The following is a 16,326-nucleotide window of genomic DNA, read 5'->3' on the forward strand; positions in this document are numbered from 1 at the left end:
AAAGCCCGCGATCGCGGGCGAGGTAAAGGGAACGCCCTCCAGTAAAGGAAAGCTAACGAAAGTGATCCAAGCCATGGTCAAAGACATTTTTGTGACGAGGCGCAGGCTGATATCCCTCTCTTCTTGGACGCCCAATGCCTACTGAAAAACGGGATCAGGTTGTAATTGCCAGGTGCCTGAGCAACGCTCTCCAGATCACGCAATACATTTTCCAACGTTTAGGCAATATCGCCGCCGCTCTCAGCCGGCAGTCGCGTCGCAGGCTATGCGCCACCGGCTATCATTCTGTTTGCTTGAACTGTTTTTTCTTAGTCCACAGGGCGTTCTGTTATAGGATTGAAAGAGCAATTGCGGCGCTCGCATAGCGGAATGACCGCACCACCGAGACGGGATGTTGCCATGACAGAATTCGACTCCAAAAAGCTGTCGCACATTCACCACGAGCTCCACAGCGACCTCCCATCCGAACCCGCTCTACGAACCAAAGCCCTAAAAAGCCTGCTGACGGAGAAGAAGTTGCTCGACGCGGCGGCGATCGACGCCTGGATCGAGATGTACCGCGATGAAATCGGACCCAAGCGCGGAGCTGCCGTTATCGCGCGAGCCTGGACCGATCCCGGTTTCAAGAAAAGGCTTCTCGCGAACGGGACCTCGGCCATCGCTGAACTGGGCTTCGCTGGGCATGCCACGGGCCATCTCCAGGCGGTCGAAAACACAGCACAGGTTCACCATCTCATCGTATGCACATTGTGCTCTTGTTATCCCTTTTCGCTGCTCGGCCTGCCGCCGGCCTGGTACAAATCCAACGAATACCGTGCGCGGGCTGTTCGAGACCCTAGAGGCGTGCTCAAGGAGTTCGGAGTCGAACTTGACGCGGAGACACAGGTGCGCGTCTGGGACTCAACGTCGGAACGACGTTACCTCATCGTGCCGCAGAGGCCCACTGGGCTCGACGCTTTGAGCGAGGACGCGCTTGCACTATTAGTGACGCGCAATTCCATGATCGGCACTCAGCGGGACCTTCATCCGTCAAGCGAGGTGAGCTGATGGATGGGGTCCATGATCTCGGTGGCCGGGAGGGCTTTGGTCCAGTTCCAAACAAACAAGACGACGTGCCTTTTCACGCCGACTGGGAGGCCCGGGCTTTTGGCATCGTTCAGTCCTCAGCACTTGGCTCGGGATGGTCGATAGACTGGTTCCGGCACTGCCGCGAAACGATCGTACCCACGGACTACCTGACGCGACCGTATTTCGATCAGTGGATCACAACCCTCGCGGCACAGTTCGTCGATGAGGGCTATATTACGCTAGCTGAAATCAAATCCGGCAAGTCCTCCTTTCTTCCTGAACCCGCGTATGCAGCCGATACCGTCGAGGGTGCGCGCAACTACGTCATGGACCCTAAGAGCTATTCCTGCGAAGTCGGCACGGTTGCGTTGTTCTCACGTGGCGATTTTGTTCGATGTTCGGCATTGGGATCGCCCGGACATACAAGATTGCCTGGATATGTTCGAGGACGCTGTGGTGTCGTCGATGCACATCACGGAGCCCACCGGCTTCCTGACGCGTCAGCGAAAGGTGGTGGAAGAGCTGAACATCTTTATACAGTGACGTTCGACGCGAGCGAACTCTGGCCGGAAGCGACGGATGCCGTCGACCAAGTGTTCGTCGACTTGTGGGAGAACTATCTTGAACCCGCATGACAATTTCATCTCGGAAAGACTGGTCGCGAGGGATGGAGAGCCGCCGTTTCTGGAGCCTTGGCACGCTCAGGCGCTCGCTATGGCGGACCTTCTTGTCCAGTCTGGCCATATTTCCTCAGCATCTTGGACTAATGCGCTGGGCGCGGAGATCAGAGCATCGGCCAAGAATGGGGCGGCCGATGGGTCGGAAACTTACTTTCGCGCTGTCCTATCCGCTATTGAACGGCTGCTCGCAGACAGCGGGAAGGTGTCACGGCCCGAACTCCACGAGCGCGAGCATGCATGGGAGCGAGCCTTCTTGCGGACTCCCCATGGACAGCCTGTGAGCCTTGACTAAGCGGTCACTGTCCCTCGTGACAGACCTATTGGTGGCAAGACACCGAAAGAGCCGCTCGACTGCCGCCAACTCAGCACGTGGAGCCCAGGGATTGTTTTACAGGATAGCACTAGCGGTTCCGGCTGCCGATAAGCCTGCTGAGGCGCCCAGGTGGAGCAGTGGCGTGGGCGGATGTAGACCGCCGCATCCTTGGGACAAAAATTCTGTTCGAATTGCATGCAGGTTTAGCGATTAGCATCGCGAAAGCGATAATGCTTCCTGAAAAGCCTCTGTAAATGGCGGTTGCGCATCAATCCCCGACAAAGACGAGGCGAGGTGCCACTACTCATTACAAATGCAACCCTCGCACTTGTCTTGTCTGGGTGTTTCCCGTGACATGGCCAAGCTACCGCTGCATGGTAAACAAATTGCTATCGGCCTGAGGATATCTCCATTTATTCGAACGACATGTAACATAGGAAATCACTGCCGCCTGTCGGTGATCGCGCCTAGAAGCAGAAACTACAGGAGCCGGAAGGTGGATTACGATCCGGCTCCGTTGAGCGAACTTGGTTTCAGTTAGCGGCAAACCTTGGTTGTCCGCGAAACTCGCTCACCGTCCCGATAGGTTACAACTCGTTTCGTGAAGCAAGACGGGTGGCGGCCATAATCTTCACGCACGACTCGTGCTCTCCGATCATTATCCCAGCCACGGTGCTCGCCTCGTTCCCAGCCGCGATGCGGGCGAGGACCATCATCAGTACGAATGACGACGGTATCTGCGTAGGACGCCGCGGGGACGGCAATAATGGACGAGAAAGCTAGTGCGATAGCAATAATGGTTTTTTTCATTGGGCCTTACCTCGGGTTATTAGACCGCAGGTAAATGCTTGCTTGGTGTATCCGTTCCACTGAGAATCTCACCTCCGACTTCAGTCTGAGGGGACGTCGGACCTTTGGCGCACCAAACACGCCGTGCTTGACCGAGTTCATAGCCCATTCATGAAACTTGGAGGGTGACTGGGTCAATAAACTCCTGGCGCACCTCGAAATTCGGTCCTTGGATCGCGATCGAAGATTGCTGAAAATATGGCGCAAGGATCACTTTCAATGAATCATCCAAAGGACACCCCATCGTCTCGATCCTGATTGCTGCGCCCTGAATGATTACGTCCCAAAAGCCAGATGCGTAACTTTAGGCTTGAACAACTCCCGTGCCGGCTGTGGCTTCCCAAAGAGATAGCCTTGCCCCGTTTCGCATCCGAGCCGTTGCAAGGTTTCGACCTCAGCCTTTCCTTCGATCCCCTCCGCGACGACGGCGAGCTTCAGCCCATGCGCCAGCGAAACAACAGCTTTGACGATTTCCAGAACTCCCCCATCGGCGTTCATGACCCGAACGAAAGACTGGTCGATTTTCAATTTATCCAAAGGAAGCGAAGCCAGGTAACTCATTGACGAGTAGCCCGTGCCGAAATCGTCAAGTGCTATGGAAATTCCTGCGCCTCTCAACCTGCGCATCTTCTCGATAGTTGGTCCGCCTTGCTCTAAAAATGTGGACTCGGTCAACTCGAGGCAAAGACGCGACGCAGCCAAGCCGGAAGCGGCTATAGCTTCCTGAACAATCTCCTCAACGTCGGACTGTGCGAACTGAATAGGAGACACGTTGACTGCCACCGAGATGTCGCCCGGCCAATCGGCTGCCTCTGCGCATGCTTCGATCAGTGTCCAGCGTCCCATTTCGCATATAAGCCCGGTGGACTCCGCGATCGGGATGAATTCGACAGGCGAGATAAGTCCAAACTCCGGATGCTGCCACCTGATAAGAGCCTCAGCGCCGATCAGCCGGCCACTGGCGAGTTCGATTTGTGGCTGGTACAAAAGGAAGAATTGGCTCTGTACGAGCGCATCTCGCATGTCAGCTTCCAGACGCCGCGCTCGCGCTTGGCGAACGGCCGAAGCGGGATCATATTGCGCCCATTGCCGACCCGGCGCAGAGCGCACCAAATCCAGCGCGGACTCAGCGTACCTGACGCGGTTCTCAGCACTGTCATCAGCCGCTTGCGCAACACCAACCCGAATACCGACCGGGACTGAGGTGAACCCGACGGCAATTGGATCCTTAAACAGATCAAGAAGCCTCAAAGCGGCACCTTCCGCTTCTTGAAGGTCCATGGAACTCAAAGCGACTGCAAAAACATCGCCCGCCAATCGGGCGATGGGGCCCTCGCCGAACTCTGAACGCAGGCGGGTAGCTATAGCCCTCAACACGTCGTCGCCGGTGTCCCGACCGAGGGTCGCGCAAACGCCAGAAAATCGCTCGACGTCAAGCACCGCGATTTGGTAGGTCTCCTCGGACACATCAAGGCGTGCTGCGAACTCGCGACGATTGAGGAGGCCAGTGAGATCATCGTGCTCCGCTAGGTATCGCAGCCGCTCATGATATAGTCGACGAGCTGTCACGTCTCGTAAAATGAGGCAGCCAGCAAAGCCGGCATCACTCTGGGTAGCGTCAGTTCGCTCGTTTGGCGAGATCGTTGTGACTGCCTCAAGATGAAGCGTTTTCGCACCGACCTGCGTCGAAAACTCCATAGTCGTCGAATGAATTTTCGAAGGGTCGGCACAATGTCTTGCGATGAGCACCTGCACTGCTTCGACAACCGCAGGATCGGTATGGTCGAAAAGATCGTTACCGACCTTTGTATTGAATAGCTGCCTGGCAGATTGGCTGGCTTCGATAATTTTGAGACGAGTGTCAAACGCGATGACAGCGTCGGAACTGTCTTGAATGATCCGTTCCATCAAACGGCGAGCATTTCTCCTCTCGACGTTTGCGACGACGATGAGCATTTGTCCGAAGTCGAGCCGTTCATTGAGGAACATCAGCAAGGAAAGCAACAAGATCAGCCAGGGTACGGCCGTTCCGATGATGAAACCGAACTCCTTTTGAAGAAGAAACGCGCCGATTTCGATCAACAACCCCAACGATCCCGTAAGAATGGCCAAGCTTGCGATACCGATCGAGCGCCAAGTCAGTGCGACCACAATCAGCACCGCGGAAAAAAACAACTCAAGGGGCATTTGGTTGAAAGTGCGAAGGTCCCTGTTCTGCAACAAGGTTTCGGCTGCAAGAATATGGATCATTGGACCAGCCAATACGCCATAAATCGGGACGGGAAAGATGTCCTTCAGTTCAGTGGCCGAAGCTCCAACAACAATCGACCGCCCTCTCAGCGCATCGGCACCCACATGTCCACTGAGCACGTCAGACAAAGAGAATGTCGGTACGGTATCCGGACCTATCGAAAAATCAACCAAAGACGACCCGGTATGCCTGTCTGATTTCGCCAAAGTAGCCGCAGCAGATTGAGTAGAGACAGCAGCAGACTCCTCTCCAAGCGAGAAGCGACGAACATTGCCATCCGAATCCAATGCAACATTTGCAAACACGGGCCATGACTTCTCGGCCAGCAAGCTAATCGGTTTGGTGATAGTGGTTTCAGAACCCTTAGCCGTGACTTGCTGGCGAAAAACAGGGAGAAGCACACTTCCACCAGCTCGGTCCAAAGCTGCAGCAAGCTTATTGTCCTCCGACATCTGGGAAGGTGTGCTGAAGTCAACGTCGATGAAAATGTCACCAGCGCCAGCTGCGGAAATACAGTCGATCAGATCGGCGTACACGCCACGTGGCCAAGGCCAGACACCTATGGCGTCCAAGCTCTTTTTATCGATGGCGATGAATGCGATCGTCCCGGAGGCACTGCGGGGAGCCATTTGAAATCGCTTCGCGACGAAGTTGTCGTTCCAATTCTGCACCATAAACATACCGGGCGCGACCAACGGCAATGCTATCAGGGTGGCAATCAGAGCAAGTCGGAGAACAACAGATCCGGATCTACTACCTAGCGACCTCCAGAGAGCCTTGGATTTGGCAATCACTTGTTGTTGCCCCTGCCGCCGCTACCATTTCCACTGTTTCCGTTTCCGCTTGCACCCCCATTACCATTTCCGTTCCCGTTATTTCCATTTCCACCGCCATTGTTGCCGTTGCCGCCACCGTTCCCACTGCCGCCGTTCCCACCGTTGCCATTGCCATTGCCATTGCCGCTACCGCCGTTGCCGTTCCCGTTGCCGCCGCCGCTGTTACCGTTCCCACTTGCACCACCGTTGCCGTTTCCGTTTCCGTTATTTCCTTTGCCGTTTCCACCAGCATTGTGGCCGCTGTTGCCATTTCCACTGGCGTTGCCGCTGGAACTGCCAGCTTTTCCATTACTGCTGCTTTTTCCACCTACATTGTCGCTTTTCTTATCAGGCGCGGCTTCACCTGCTGAAACGCGGTGAGCGGTCGTCGGCGCTTCGCTGAGCTTCACTTGCCCGATCGCTGGTATGCGCGCAGCCGAGCGTGGCACACTGACAATGGATGGTTCTACTTGCCCCGACACCGACATTCCTTGCTTGCGATCGACAGTCGCACTTTGGCGAGGCCCAATGTCAGAGCGCTGCCCGCTTGCAAATGAGGTAACTTCAACCAGTCCCCGATCCACTGAAACGGAAGCCTTGGTCTTGCCAACCGTCACGTGAAAGCTGGTTCCCTTAACTACGGCAGCCAGAAACGGCGTCTGAACAGTCGTGTGGGGCTGACTTCTCTTTTCAATCTCAAGGTCAACGGAACCGACCTGCTGAAGGATTTCGGTCTTTCGTGAGAAAAAGCCAGACGTTGTGATGGACGCGAGGGTGCTGGGTTGCAGCGAGATCGTTTCGACGCCTCGCGTAAGCTGCAGCCGCCCTCGAGGTCCGGTCGACAGCCATGCCTTGTTTGGAATCACATCCCCAACATGGACATCTGACCAATTCGCTCGATCGAGGGTAAACTTGACCTGATTTGTCGTTTTCGCGACATGCCAGTCGTCGTCGGCAGCTTGCGCGCCACCGGAAGCAAACACAAGCACCAGGAAAAGAAGCCTAAAAACGAATGACATGCACTGTCCCCTAAATTGATAGGGGTATAAACGCATGCTTCAGTTAAGAATGATTGTAAAGTGAGCCCCGGACTTAAGTCTGGTGCGCTAACGTACACAAGCTGGGCGTCGATTATAACTTGCGTGGCCACGGTTAAATAAAGCAGCTGAAAAGGATGAGAAGATTCAGGACCGTGAGCAACATCCAGTTATGGAGACAAAAATCGTTCCTCGCGCCAAATTAAGTTCTGCGCTGCCGACGAAGGCGGCAGTGATGCGGCGGTGCTGGCTAATCCTTCTTCCATGAAGACGCGCCCCAGGTTCGAGGTCCAAAGCGCGATGATCAGCCAGCGGAGACATTATCCATATACATAGCTCAATTGCAATTGATGTGATCTCCGGCTGAGAAATGTTCTGAAAGTCAAAGCACCACTTAATAGGGTTCAGCGGCGGCAGAACAACTACTTGGCTAACTTTCAGGCAGCGTCCCGCCTAACCTCTCCGGATGGACCAAACTTCGCCTTCGGTACGGATCCGATATCCCGCGGTGGCTGTCGAAGCTGCGAACGGAGGCAGACGTTGAGACAAGGAGTAACGTCCTGTTCGGCGAAGGCGCGACTGGCGTTGAGAATGCGGACTTAGACCTTTCCGGCGCCGAGGATCCGGAACTGGCACAGAGCCCATGGCGCTGGCCGATGCCGATGTCCTCACCCGAACGCGCGATTCTCGAAATGCTCGACGAAGTCCCGAAGGACGAAAGCTTCCATAAGGTGGACGTGGCGTTTGAGAGCCTTGCCAATCTGCGCCCGAGACTGCTGACCACGCTCCTCTCCTTGTGCCGAAGTGTCAAAACGAAGCGCCTCTTCTTCGTGTTCGCCGACAAGCATAATCATGCCTGGCGCCGATACATTGACATGTCCTCCATCGACCTAGGCAAGGGTGATCGGGCGCTGACGCCGGGCGGCCGGCTGCATCCTATCTACCGGATTACAGTACCGGCCAACTTGATGCCAACGGAGATCCGAAATGGCCCGTGAACAATACATGCGCCAGGTCAACCTCCATGGGAATCCTGCCCGTTATTGACCGCCAAGAGGCCGTCGCCCTGAAGGGCGGGACTGGGATCAACCTCTTTTATCGCGACATGCCCCGGCTCTCCGTCGATATCGATCTAACCTATCTCCCAATAGAGGACCGTGAAACGACACTGAAGAATATCGACACGACACTTGAGCACATCCGTGAGGGCTTGATCCGTAAACTACGCGGAGTGAGCGTCCAAAGGATCGCCGGCGGCGGGAACAACGACACGCGCGTTCTCGTCGGCCAGGGAAATGCCGAAATCAAGATCGAAACGTCACCCGTCGCAAGAGGAACGGTCCATCCGCCTGAACGTCGACGTGTGAGCGCGGCCGTGGAGGATCAGTTCGGGTTTGCCGAAATGCAAGTCGTCTCGTTCGAAGGACCTGTTCGGCGGAAAACTGCACGCGGCGGTGGACCGGCAACATCCGCGAGACCTATTCGATGTAAAGCTGCTTTATGAAAACGAGGGCCTGACCGACGCCCTGTTCCGGACTTTTCTGATCTATGTTGCCAGTTCCGGGCGCCCGCCGCACGAATTGATGTAAGGCCAAAACGGGTTGATCAGCTAGCTCAACGGGATTCACCGCGTGGTTAGAAAAGCCTATGAAGATCAAGCTTCGAAGTGAGCGGCTTAGTGGACCGTAGATCTGGCGGATGAGCCATGGACCACTCCGCGAATCGCCCCGACTAGTCGCGCTGTCGATCTTACGATTTCGGCGGCCACGTCCTGGTCCCCTTTACTTACGTCAGCAGCCAGCTCCCTGATTGAAACTGCGGCGTCTTTGACCAGCTCGGCCAGCTTATGCCGGTCCCCTGGCAGTTGCTGGGCGAAAACTTCGAGCAATTCTCCGAACTTCATGAGGACGGCAGTCACCTGCTGTGACGTCATCAAAAAAGGCTTCAGATTTTCCGACATGATGTGTGGCCTTCGGCGAAACGCCTGCTCTCTTCTCAGGACAAAAGGTCGGGCCGATTTCTCGCGCCCGACCTTTCCCATGCCTCGACGACGATAGCCTGACCTCCCTGGAGACCGTCGGAAACAATGACAATGGCGAAACTAGCGCGCGGCACTGCACCTTCAAGCGTGCGAGCAGTGCCAAGAATTCATCGCAGGTATGCAGATGAAAAACTAACGGGCGGAACGCTCTCCTCCCTGAAGCTACTTCCCTTCCGGCTTCAAGTGGAATTTCGCATCGTCGGACACGAAGCCCACCTTGTCCGGTGTCATTGTGTATACCCAGTCCTCGCCACCTACTAACACCAATTGAATCTCGGCGATCTGCCAGGCGTCGATTTTGGTTTTCTTCACGTTCGCACTGCAATCCTTCGAAAGCCGGATGGCCTTCGCCTCTTCAAGCCGCGGTGAAGGTTCGTTGAGAAGATCGATGTGGCAGAGGACTTTGCCGGCCTTGTCGGTCAAGACCCATTTTCCGACGGAGCTCTCGATCGTTCACGTGATCCATTTCTCCTGGTTCAGGGACAAAATAGACAACAGGGGTGACGTCGAGTGGTGTCTTCCACGGTCCGCCCTCCTGCTCTTGAAAGTTGATGATCTCCTTACGCGTCGCATCCCGAAACACAATGCCACCGTCGGAGAGCTCCCAAGCCACCAGTTCATCGTGCCATGGCGTTCCGCAAAGAATGCCCTCGCTCACGACACGTCCTCCTATTGTCTTATCCTTCTCGAGAGTAACATTGCATCCAACCGAGCCGTCCTCGGATGCGATTAGCCACTTGCCCACCGTCGCATTGACGATGTCCTCACTTACGTCCTCCGCGAACGCTGGTGATGCCATCCATACCGCAATCGCAATCACGGCGATCGATCTCACGAACTTTTTGCTCGTATGCTCTTCCCCGTAGTGTTACCGACCTTATTGCGTTTCCATGAATAGTCCACTTCAAAGCCGGAAGCCGGCATGCAAGGGACGCCTGTGGGCCCCATCGTCGCCAGCGTCGCCGGCGCGTATGTCTTCGACCAGCAGCTACGCAGCGCCGTTTCCAATGCCCGCCTCCCCGGCCCCGGTTTCCGGCGGCGAAACGCCAAGCTAAGGCACCAGCGCGCCATCGGTGTCTAAGCCCGCCTCCGGCGATGTGGACGCCAAGTCGATCCTCAACAACGCCGTGACGAAGTCCGGCCAGAAGTTGGACGAGCGGCATTCGATCGTCGACCTGATGAACGCGCTTGGTATGGATGCGAGCCTTAGGAAGCGCAAAGAGCTGACGCAGGGTCTTGGCTATACGAGATGCTCCCATGACAGCGCGAAAATGAACGTCTGCCTTTTTAATAAGTATCGGAACAAATTATATTTTTGCAGGTTCTCCCTTCGCAATAGAGGAGACACCCAAATGAAAAAGATCACCGCCATCTCAGTCGGCCTTATTCTGTCGGCGACTGCGGCCTTCGCCCAGAGCGAGACCCCGTCGACGTCGCAGACAACCCCGGCCGTCAACACAGAACAGAATCCGGGCGCTCCTGTCGCAGGCAAGAACAGCTTCACTGAAGCCCAAGCGAAGGAGCGCATCGAGGGCGCTGGATACACGGACGTGATGGGTCTGAAAATGGACGACCAAGGCGTATGGCGCGCCACCGCTAAGAAAGACGGCAAGGATGCCGGCGTCTCCCTGGATTTCCAGGGCAACGTGACCATGGCCAAGTAAGAACGCGCGAGGAGAATGTACATGCGTACGATAACAGGACTCTATGATAGCTACGACGATGCCCGCGCAGCCGTGAAGGCTCTGGAAAATGCCGGCGTTCCGTCCGACGATATCAGCATCGTCACCAACAAGGCCAACGGTGTCGAGGTGGAAGGCCAAGGTAGCTACGCCGAGGAAGGTGCTGGCACCGGCGCAGGCATTGGCGCAGTCGCAGGCGGCGCAGGCGGACTTCTGACCGGTCTCGGCATGATGGCCATTCCGGGCGTCGGCCCGGTCGTCGCCGCCGGCTGGCTCGCGGCCACGGCCGCAGGTGCAGTTGCTGGCGCGGTAGCTGGCGGTGCCGTCGGCGGGATCGTTGGCGCGATGATCAAGGAAGGCGTGCCGGAGGACGAAGCGAACTTCTACGCCGAAGGCATTCGACGCGGCGGCTCGGTCGTCACCGCGAAGATCGACGAAGGCAAGGTGCCGGAAGCGCAGGCGATCCTGAACAGCTCTCGTCCTGTCGACGTCACGGCACGTCGCGCCAGCTATACCGAGCAAGGCTGGACCCGCTTCGACGAGGCGGCGGAACCGTACACGCCCGCGCAGATCGAGACTGAGCGCCAGCGTTATCGCCGCGTCTAGCCTCCACTGAGCTAGAATTGGAGGGCGGCTGAGATGGCCGCCCATTCAGCTTTCCGCTGACCGCGATGTCTAGCTGTCCCGCGCGCCTCCATTTGGTGAGGTATCCGAACTCGGACCAATCAGTATCCCGCCAATCACCCACTCGGCCAGAGTCAAGCGAGTTTCGTCGGGATCGTTGCCATTCAAACAGAGCTTCAGAGACCGACCTGCAGTAGCCCCCAGCGTTCGACGCATGGATTTATACGAGCGATGGACACGGCCATTTCCATGTACTGTTTCTGAGCGGAACAGACTCGCTGACTTGGAGTTCTCCTTTCACAAGGGGTATCTAACCATGGCAAATCCAAATATCCCAGTCTCGGCGAAAATACCGCCCAAGTCCCTCAACAAGGACACGCAGGACGATGAACTCCCGAAGGAAAATGTGGACGATCGCCGCGCCCCGCCAGTGAACATGGGCAATAGCCGTGAAGCCGGAGAAGGCGTTACTGACGCCAATCCAAACACGGGCCGTGCAGGCGTGAAGGACCGCATTTCTGCGCCACAAACAGCGAACCGGGAGTGAACGAGTGGACCAGTGTAGACGATATGTGAAAACCGACGAACTGCAGGCCGACGACGCGCTCCCTCCCCGCCCGGCGGCGGATGAGGATGACAGACGTGCCGACCAACCCTACGCGGACGGTGTCGCCGAAGGTCTCGAACCGAAGCGTCCGGCACCATCTGAGTGAATGTCATGCTTGGTTCTTTCACGTCGATTTCGATCTTTGCCTACGATCTCGACAGCCGCGGACTTCCTGTCCGGGTATGGGAGACCGTCGTCGATGCCACCGAAGGCGAAGCTATCAAAGAGGCCAAAGCTCTATCGAAGTCGCACGCGGGAGCGTTGGTTGTCAGGCGAGATGGCAAACCGGCGGTGGGTGAGGAAGGCGATCCGATCATCGTTTTCCAGGTCTGTAAGATCGGAGATTTCAATTAGACACTGAAATTCGACCGCCTACCCTTTGTAAAGTTCCAACTAGCCGACTAGAGCTGTCTCGCTTGCTGTTCAGCCTGCATTCGCGCATCCCGCAATCTTTCGGTTTTGGCGTCCCGACGGCGGCGCTCTTCTTCAATGTTGGTACGCGCCACCTGGTCAGTCCTTTCGCGAGCTTCAATCTTTTGAGCCATGCTCGAAGTCGCGCGCCGCATTACTGCATTCTCAGTCATTTGCATTCCTCCAACAATAGGAAGGCATGAACGCGCTCAACGTCACAGTACGCTAGCGTACGCAACTCCGCGGCAGCCCTCGAAAAGATAGCGTGTTTCATCCGAGCAGGGATCGGAATCTAGCTTAAGGTTAGGCAGAAAGCACTTGGGTACGTGCTCTTGCTTGAAGATGAGCATGGCGGAAAAACTAAGCTTTGAACGTTTGGTGTGATGCTGGGCAGACACTGAATTTTGATTTCTGACCAGCGCTTGAAATTCGGTTAGGCGCATCCAGTTATGTGTTCGCATTAGCTCGCACTTTTTGGGGACAATAGTATGACATTTCAATTAAATAGGACGTTCGGCTCAGAAGAGCTGAAAGTGATAGAAGCGGTCCTTCGCGATTGGTGCGGCAAGCATAAGGTTGAGCCGACGTCGGCGGACGGGGTCCTAGCAGGTGCAGTGCTTGTCAGCCTGTTCCAAGCCGGTAATGTCATAGTTCCGGCGCTGGAGAAGGCGGCAACGAAGCATAAGTGGTTGTCTGAGTTTAACCGACAGCCCGTATGATGCGGAAGCAACCAGTTGGTTTTCTAAGTTCGTTGAAAGGAGCCCTAAAGGCGTCGACTTCGCCCACATCAGCCGCAACGACCCGAAGAGCTTCCGTTGGCTACCCGACGCTAGCTATCCGATGCCGTGACGCCAAAGGCACGTCATCGAGTCGTTGAGCTCGCGGTCCTGGACTTCAGACAGGCGTTCAGTTTAGAACCTGTAGCCAACCTGAATACCGGCTCGTGTCATGCCGCTATTGGGGCCGTCGCACAGATTGGCGTGCGAGGAGTGAGCAACCTGCGCCAAGACATTCCAGTGCGCGTCGAAGCGATAACCCGCACCGACATACTCATGAAACATAAAGCGACAGCCGAGCTCTGGACCGTCCTTCGCATAGTCGAGGTTGCCATTATGCCAGACGCCACCGAAACCGGCTTCGGCAAACACCTTTTCGTAGAAATTGACAGTCCACGACAGACCTCCGAAGATTTGCGTCGCTTCACCGGCGGTGCCTATGGACGTTCCGAGGTTAATGCGCGGGCGAGCAAGCGTCTGCTTCCAGTCGGCTGCCGCATCCTGGCCGAACGGGTCGAAGAACACCGTGACCTCAGGGAAGACGCCATCTTCATGGCTGTGGCCGCCCTGTACGGATGCGGAAGCGCCAAAGCGCAATTCGTCGAAGATCTTTTCATCCGCGTGGGCAGTTAGAGACACGAAAAACATGTTTGTCACGCTTGCAGCCAGCAATACCGCGCGACCGATCGATGCCGTCATATAGTATACCCCTAACCCGGCGCGAATCGCCAAGAGAATTGATAGCATCCATATTGCTTTGGTAAAGCGCCGACACTGTATCGAAGAGAGATTGTCGGAGGTGCTGCCATTCGGCAACATTTTCAATAGCGACGGCCAACCGTGAAAGGTGCTCGCCGTGTGCCGTGTGGCAGAAGTCTGGTGCCACAGCATCGGCAGCCAAGCTTCTGTCCAACTTGAAATACTTCAATTGGCGAAGGCTACGCAGCTTCGGGGTACAAGCCCGTCCAGGGGCGGCAATATCTCTCGGCTGACAAAAAGAAGCCCCGCACTATGGCGGGGCAATGGCGCTGATCCAGAGTGGACATAAAACGCCGAACGTGTGCCGAGGTTCCATGTCGGATGACGTTTTTATTTAAGCACTCGTCGGGCCGAGCTCTGCGTTGGCGCCGCACACCGGCCTATGGAAACGAGGTGTTTAGCTATCTCGAAAATCAGGTGATCCCTTCGCCCGTACTTCGCGCCGATGGCTAGTATCTGCGGCTCTGCAATTTTGTAGTCAGGCGGCAATTTGGCATCACGGAACAGGAAGCCAGTTCCTAGAAGACACTAATAGACAGAGGGTGCCTGGAGATCGAACCGGCGAGCTAATAAATTCCACTGGATCCAGACCCGAAGATAGCGACTCTCGGCATGGCGGCTGGTGAATTTCCAATGAAGGGCGCCGGGAGAAAATAAATAGGGAGCCGCTCGAAAGCGGCTCCTCGAACAGTCAGTTGACCGAAGACCACTGACTGCGGACATCTTCGGCATTTTTGGTCAGGTGGACGTGCTCATCGACGTGGTCGACCCAATCCAGAGGAATGAGGTGGTGCTGACCATCATCTGAGTCCGACTTCGTCAGCTTGATGCGCGACGTGCCGTCCATGTGGTCTACGGTACCCACATGCGCACCGTCGGCGCCGATAACTTCCATATGCTCGTGAACCTGGTCTGCGGAAATCATGGTGTTTTCTCCCTTGTTTTGATTGCATGGTGACAACGTCGACCTCGTGGCTTGGTTCCCGGAAGGCCGGGACCACTGCGGACAGGTTGGGCGCTCGACTGCCATTTCGTTGGCCATGGCAAGAAAGTGGAAAAATCGCCATGTTCACCATCCCTGTCGCGTCCAGTTGACACGCCCGTGGTCCCAAGAGGGCAATGTCCGTGAGCCCTTCCGTGTTCCGTCAACGAGCTCCTGCGTACGCTGGAGTACAATGCAGGAGTTTTGGAAAAAACTGCGCTTCGAGCTTTGCTCACTGGAATCGGGATAATGCATGAGCTTGGATCGGCATTTGCGAGAAGCAATTGCTGGCCGGTGTCTTAGCGCGGCACTATGCGCTTTGCATTGGTTTTTCCCAACGACCGATTCTTGGGCGGCCACGTCCGACGTGATACGCGGCTCATCTCGATATCAACGCGCGGAAGACGCCGGCATGCGCTCACCGACCTTCGAACTAACGATTGACCACTGAATAATGCCAGGAGCTTGTGACCCCGACCTTCGACCATCCGACTCGAGCGCCCCGCAGCTAGAACCACGACAAAAATGGAAATCCCGAGATCGAATCCTTTTGAAGTCATGGGCGCGCGGCAAGCCGTGCGGCGGCGACGTCCGCTAGCACCGAAAGGGCGAGCGAGCTAGCGTCTCTTGTCAGTCCGAAGAAGCCGATAGGCGCCTTTATTCGGTCGACGTCGGACCTTGCCCAGCCATGCTGTCGCAGGCGCTCTTCGCGGCGGCGGTGCGTGCGGGTACTGCCGAGCGCGCCGACATAGAATGCAGCCGAGCTGAGCGCACGTTCCAGCACATTCTCCTCGGCATCGAGGTCATGATGGAGGATCACAACTGCCGTCGCGTCATCGATAGAGATGTTAGTGTCGTGACTATCCAAAACCACATCGTAACCGGAGGCGCGCGCAACAGCCGCGACCGCCTGCGCCTCCAGGTTTCGCCCAGAGATCAGAAGCCTTGTGCATGGCTGGTAGACGCTGACGAATTCGTCACCGTGCCATGCCGACCTTGTAAAAGCGTTCTCTACTGTAAGGCGGCTCAGCGTCGGCGAGTAGCGAAGGGCAGCGGGCCGCCGCTGACGGAGACTCTCTATGGTCGTTCGTATCGCTCGATTATCAAGTAGTACATGAATCGCGACCGTGATCCCACCTCCGCACGGCAGCACGATGTCGAAGAATGGTGATCCGTCGCCATAGCTGACCAAGCGGTCGCGTCCTTCGGCAATGGCGGCCACAGCCTCCGAAGCGACAGCCGCTTCGATACATCCGCCGGACACGTAGCCGCAGTAGCGGCCATCCCTTGAGATCGCCACGTGCGATCCAAGGGCGCGGGCGGCACCGCCTCTGATTTCGACGAGGGTCGCGAGTGCCGCGCCACCCTTATCGACGGCGTCGGCGGCGAACGTCAGGATCTCAACCGGATCGTCCGTCAAAGTCGTGCGAA

Annotated in this window: 20 protein-coding genes and 2 pseudogenes; 12 read left to right on the forward strand and 10 right to left on the reverse strand. The window is 56.4% G+C overall.

Annotation, left to right across the window (positions count from 1 at the left end):
- Nucleotides 1-399 precede the first annotated feature (399 nt).
- Genes nthA through ACODTZ_RS29200 form a run of 3 tightly spaced genes read left to right on the forward strand, consistent with a single transcriptional unit; the run spans nt 400 to nt 2,040 of the window.
- Nucleotides 400-1,047, forward strand: a complete 648-nt coding sequence (gene nthA / locus ACODTZ_RS29190; protein WP_489029992.1) for a nitrile hydratase subunit alpha — start codon at nt 400-402, stop codon at nt 1,045-1,047.
- Nucleotides 1,047-1,703 (forward strand): nitrile hydratase subunit beta, encoded by a 657-nt coding sequence (gene nthB, locus ACODTZ_RS29195; protein ID WP_081993139.1) that lies wholly within the window; start codon nt 1,047-1,049, stop codon nt 1,701-1,703. Before nthA ends, nthB begins: the two co-directional genes overlap by 1 nt.
- Nucleotides 1,648-2,040 (forward strand): nitrile hydratase accessory protein, encoded by a 393-nt coding sequence (locus ACODTZ_RS29200; protein WP_081993140.1) that lies wholly within the window; start codon nt 1,648-1,650, stop codon nt 2,038-2,040. The genes nthB and ACODTZ_RS29200 overlap by 56 nt, the downstream gene beginning before the upstream one ends.
- Before the next feature lie 1,146 nt (nt 2,041-3,186).
- On the opposite strand, the gene ACODTZ_RS29205 is transcribed toward ACODTZ_RS29200, so the two are convergent.
- Nucleotides 3,187-5,955, reverse strand: coding sequence for an EAL domain-containing protein (locus tag ACODTZ_RS29205; RefSeq protein WP_489029995.1), 2,769 nt, complete (start codon nt 5,953-5,955; stop codon nt 3,187-3,189).
- Nucleotides 5,952-6,995 (reverse strand): FecR domain-containing protein, encoded by a 1,044-nt coding sequence (locus ACODTZ_RS29210; RefSeq protein WP_209236575.1) that lies wholly within the window; start codon nt 6,993-6,995, stop codon nt 5,952-5,954. The genes ACODTZ_RS29205 and ACODTZ_RS29210 overlap by 4 nt, the downstream gene beginning before the upstream one ends.
- Nucleotides 6,996-7,513: 518 nt before the next feature.
- On the opposite strand from ACODTZ_RS29210, the gene ACODTZ_RS29215 reads away from it, so the two are divergent.
- Together ACODTZ_RS29215 and ACODTZ_RS29220 are read left to right on the forward strand one after the other, a co-directional pair.
- A complete protein-coding gene (locus ACODTZ_RS29215; protein ID WP_348531813.1) occupies nt 7,514-8,011 on the forward strand; it encodes a type IV toxin-antitoxin system AbiEi family antitoxin domain-containing protein in 498 nt (165 codons plus the stop codon).
- A pseudogene (locus ACODTZ_RS29220) lies at nt 8,001-8,599 on the forward strand (nucleotidyl transferase AbiEii/AbiGii toxin family protein); the annotation flags it as partial. The gene ACODTZ_RS29215 and the pseudogene ACODTZ_RS29220, both read left to right, overlap by 11 nt.
- Nucleotides 8,600-9,216: 617 nt before the next feature.
- Here the strand turns inward: ACODTZ_RS29220 and ACODTZ_RS29225 are convergent.
- Both ACODTZ_RS29225 and ACODTZ_RS29230 read right to left on the reverse strand, forming a co-directional pair.
- Nucleotides 9,217-9,504, reverse strand: a complete 288-nt coding sequence (locus ACODTZ_RS29225) for an AprI/Inh family metalloprotease inhibitor (protein ID WP_348531812.1) — start codon at nt 9,502-9,504, stop codon at nt 9,217-9,219.
- On the reverse strand, nt 9,410-9,853 hold the full coding sequence (locus ACODTZ_RS29230; RefSeq protein WP_489030023.1) for an AprI/Inh family metalloprotease inhibitor: 444 nt from the start codon (nt 9,851-9,853) through the stop codon (nt 9,410-9,412). Before ACODTZ_RS29230 ends, ACODTZ_RS29225 begins: the two co-directional genes overlap by 95 nt.
- A 123-nt stretch (nt 9,854-9,976) precedes the next feature.
- Between ACODTZ_RS29230 and ACODTZ_RS29235 the strand changes: the two genes are divergently transcribed.
- The 7 genes and pseudogenes from ACODTZ_RS29235 (at nt 9,977) to ACODTZ_RS29265 (ending at nt 12,321) form a co-directional block, all read left to right on the forward strand.
- The gene (locus tag ACODTZ_RS29235) at nt 9,977-10,135 is read left to right on the forward strand and encodes a hypothetical protein (RefSeq protein ID WP_156144898.1); all 159 of its coding nucleotides are present in this window, start codon (nt 9,977-9,979) and stop codon (nt 10,133-10,135) included.
- Nucleotides 10,136-10,151: 16 nt separating this feature from the next.
- A pseudogene (locus ACODTZ_RS29240) lies at nt 10,152-10,304 on the forward strand (DUF3597 family protein); the annotation flags it as partial.
- Between the two features lie 102 nt (nt 10,305-10,406).
- A complete protein-coding gene (locus tag ACODTZ_RS29245; RefSeq protein WP_047513860.1) occupies nt 10,407-10,718 on the forward strand; it encodes a hypothetical protein in 312 nt (103 codons plus the stop codon).
- A gap of 21 nt (nt 10,719-10,739) precedes the next feature.
- Nucleotides 10,740-11,342, forward strand: a complete 603-nt coding sequence (locus ACODTZ_RS29250; RefSeq protein ID WP_047513684.1) for a general stress protein — start codon at nt 10,740-10,742, stop codon at nt 11,340-11,342.
- Between the two features lie 334 nt (nt 11,343-11,676).
- A complete protein-coding gene (locus ACODTZ_RS29255) occupies nt 11,677-11,907 on the forward strand; it encodes a hypothetical protein (protein WP_209236572.1) in 231 nt (76 codons plus the stop codon).
- A gap of 4 nt (nt 11,908-11,911) precedes the next feature.
- Entirely contained in the window at nt 11,912-12,073 is a 162-nt protein-coding gene (locus ACODTZ_RS29260) for a hypothetical protein (protein WP_209236571.1), read from the forward strand.
- Nucleotides 12,074-12,078: 5 nt separating this feature from the next.
- Nucleotides 12,079-12,321, forward strand: coding sequence for a hypothetical protein (locus tag ACODTZ_RS29265; RefSeq protein WP_209236570.1), 243 nt, complete (start codon nt 12,079-12,081; stop codon nt 12,319-12,321).
- A 47-nt stretch (nt 12,322-12,368) separates the two neighbouring features.
- Here ACODTZ_RS29265 and ACODTZ_RS29270 read toward each other — a convergent pair whose 3' ends face one another.
- The 6 genes from ACODTZ_RS29270 to ACODTZ_RS29295 all read right to left on the reverse strand — a co-directional run bounded on the left by ACODTZ_RS29270 (nt 12,369) and on the right by ACODTZ_RS29295 (nt 16,315).
- The gene (locus ACODTZ_RS29270) at nt 12,369-12,551 is read right to left on the reverse strand and encodes a hypothetical protein (RefSeq protein WP_209236569.1); all 183 of its coding nucleotides are present in this window, start codon (nt 12,549-12,551) and stop codon (nt 12,369-12,371) included.
- A gap of 738 nt (nt 12,552-13,289) precedes the next feature.
- Entirely contained in the window at nt 13,290-13,853 is a 564-nt protein-coding gene (locus ACODTZ_RS29275) for an acyloxyacyl hydrolase (protein ID WP_209236568.1), read from the reverse strand.
- Nucleotides 13,854-14,243: 390 nt separating this feature from the next.
- On the reverse strand, nt 14,244-14,420 hold the full coding sequence (locus ACODTZ_RS29280; RefSeq protein WP_489030025.1) for a hypothetical protein: 177 nt from the start codon (nt 14,418-14,420) through the stop codon (nt 14,244-14,246).
- A 184-nt stretch (nt 14,421-14,604) separates the two neighbouring features.
- Nucleotides 14,605-14,838, reverse strand: a complete 234-nt coding sequence (locus tag ACODTZ_RS29285; protein ID WP_209236567.1) for a DUF2171 domain-containing protein — start codon at nt 14,836-14,838, stop codon at nt 14,605-14,607.
- 356 nt (nt 14,839-15,194) lie between these two features.
- Nucleotides 15,195-15,455 carry an NTP transferase domain-containing protein gene (locus tag ACODTZ_RS29290; protein WP_280637083.1) on the reverse strand — a complete coding sequence of 87 codons (261 nt, stop codon included), beginning with the start codon at nt 15,453-15,455 and terminating at the stop codon, nt 15,195-15,197.
- Nucleotides 15,452-16,315, reverse strand: coding sequence for an XdhC family protein (locus tag ACODTZ_RS29295; RefSeq protein ID WP_489030000.1), 864 nt, complete (start codon nt 16,313-16,315; stop codon nt 15,452-15,454). The genes ACODTZ_RS29290 and ACODTZ_RS29295 overlap by 4 nt, the downstream gene beginning before the upstream one ends.
- Between the last annotated feature and the right edge of the window lie 11 nt (nt 16,316-16,326).

The organism is Rhizobium sp. FG113 (assembly GCF_057809895.1).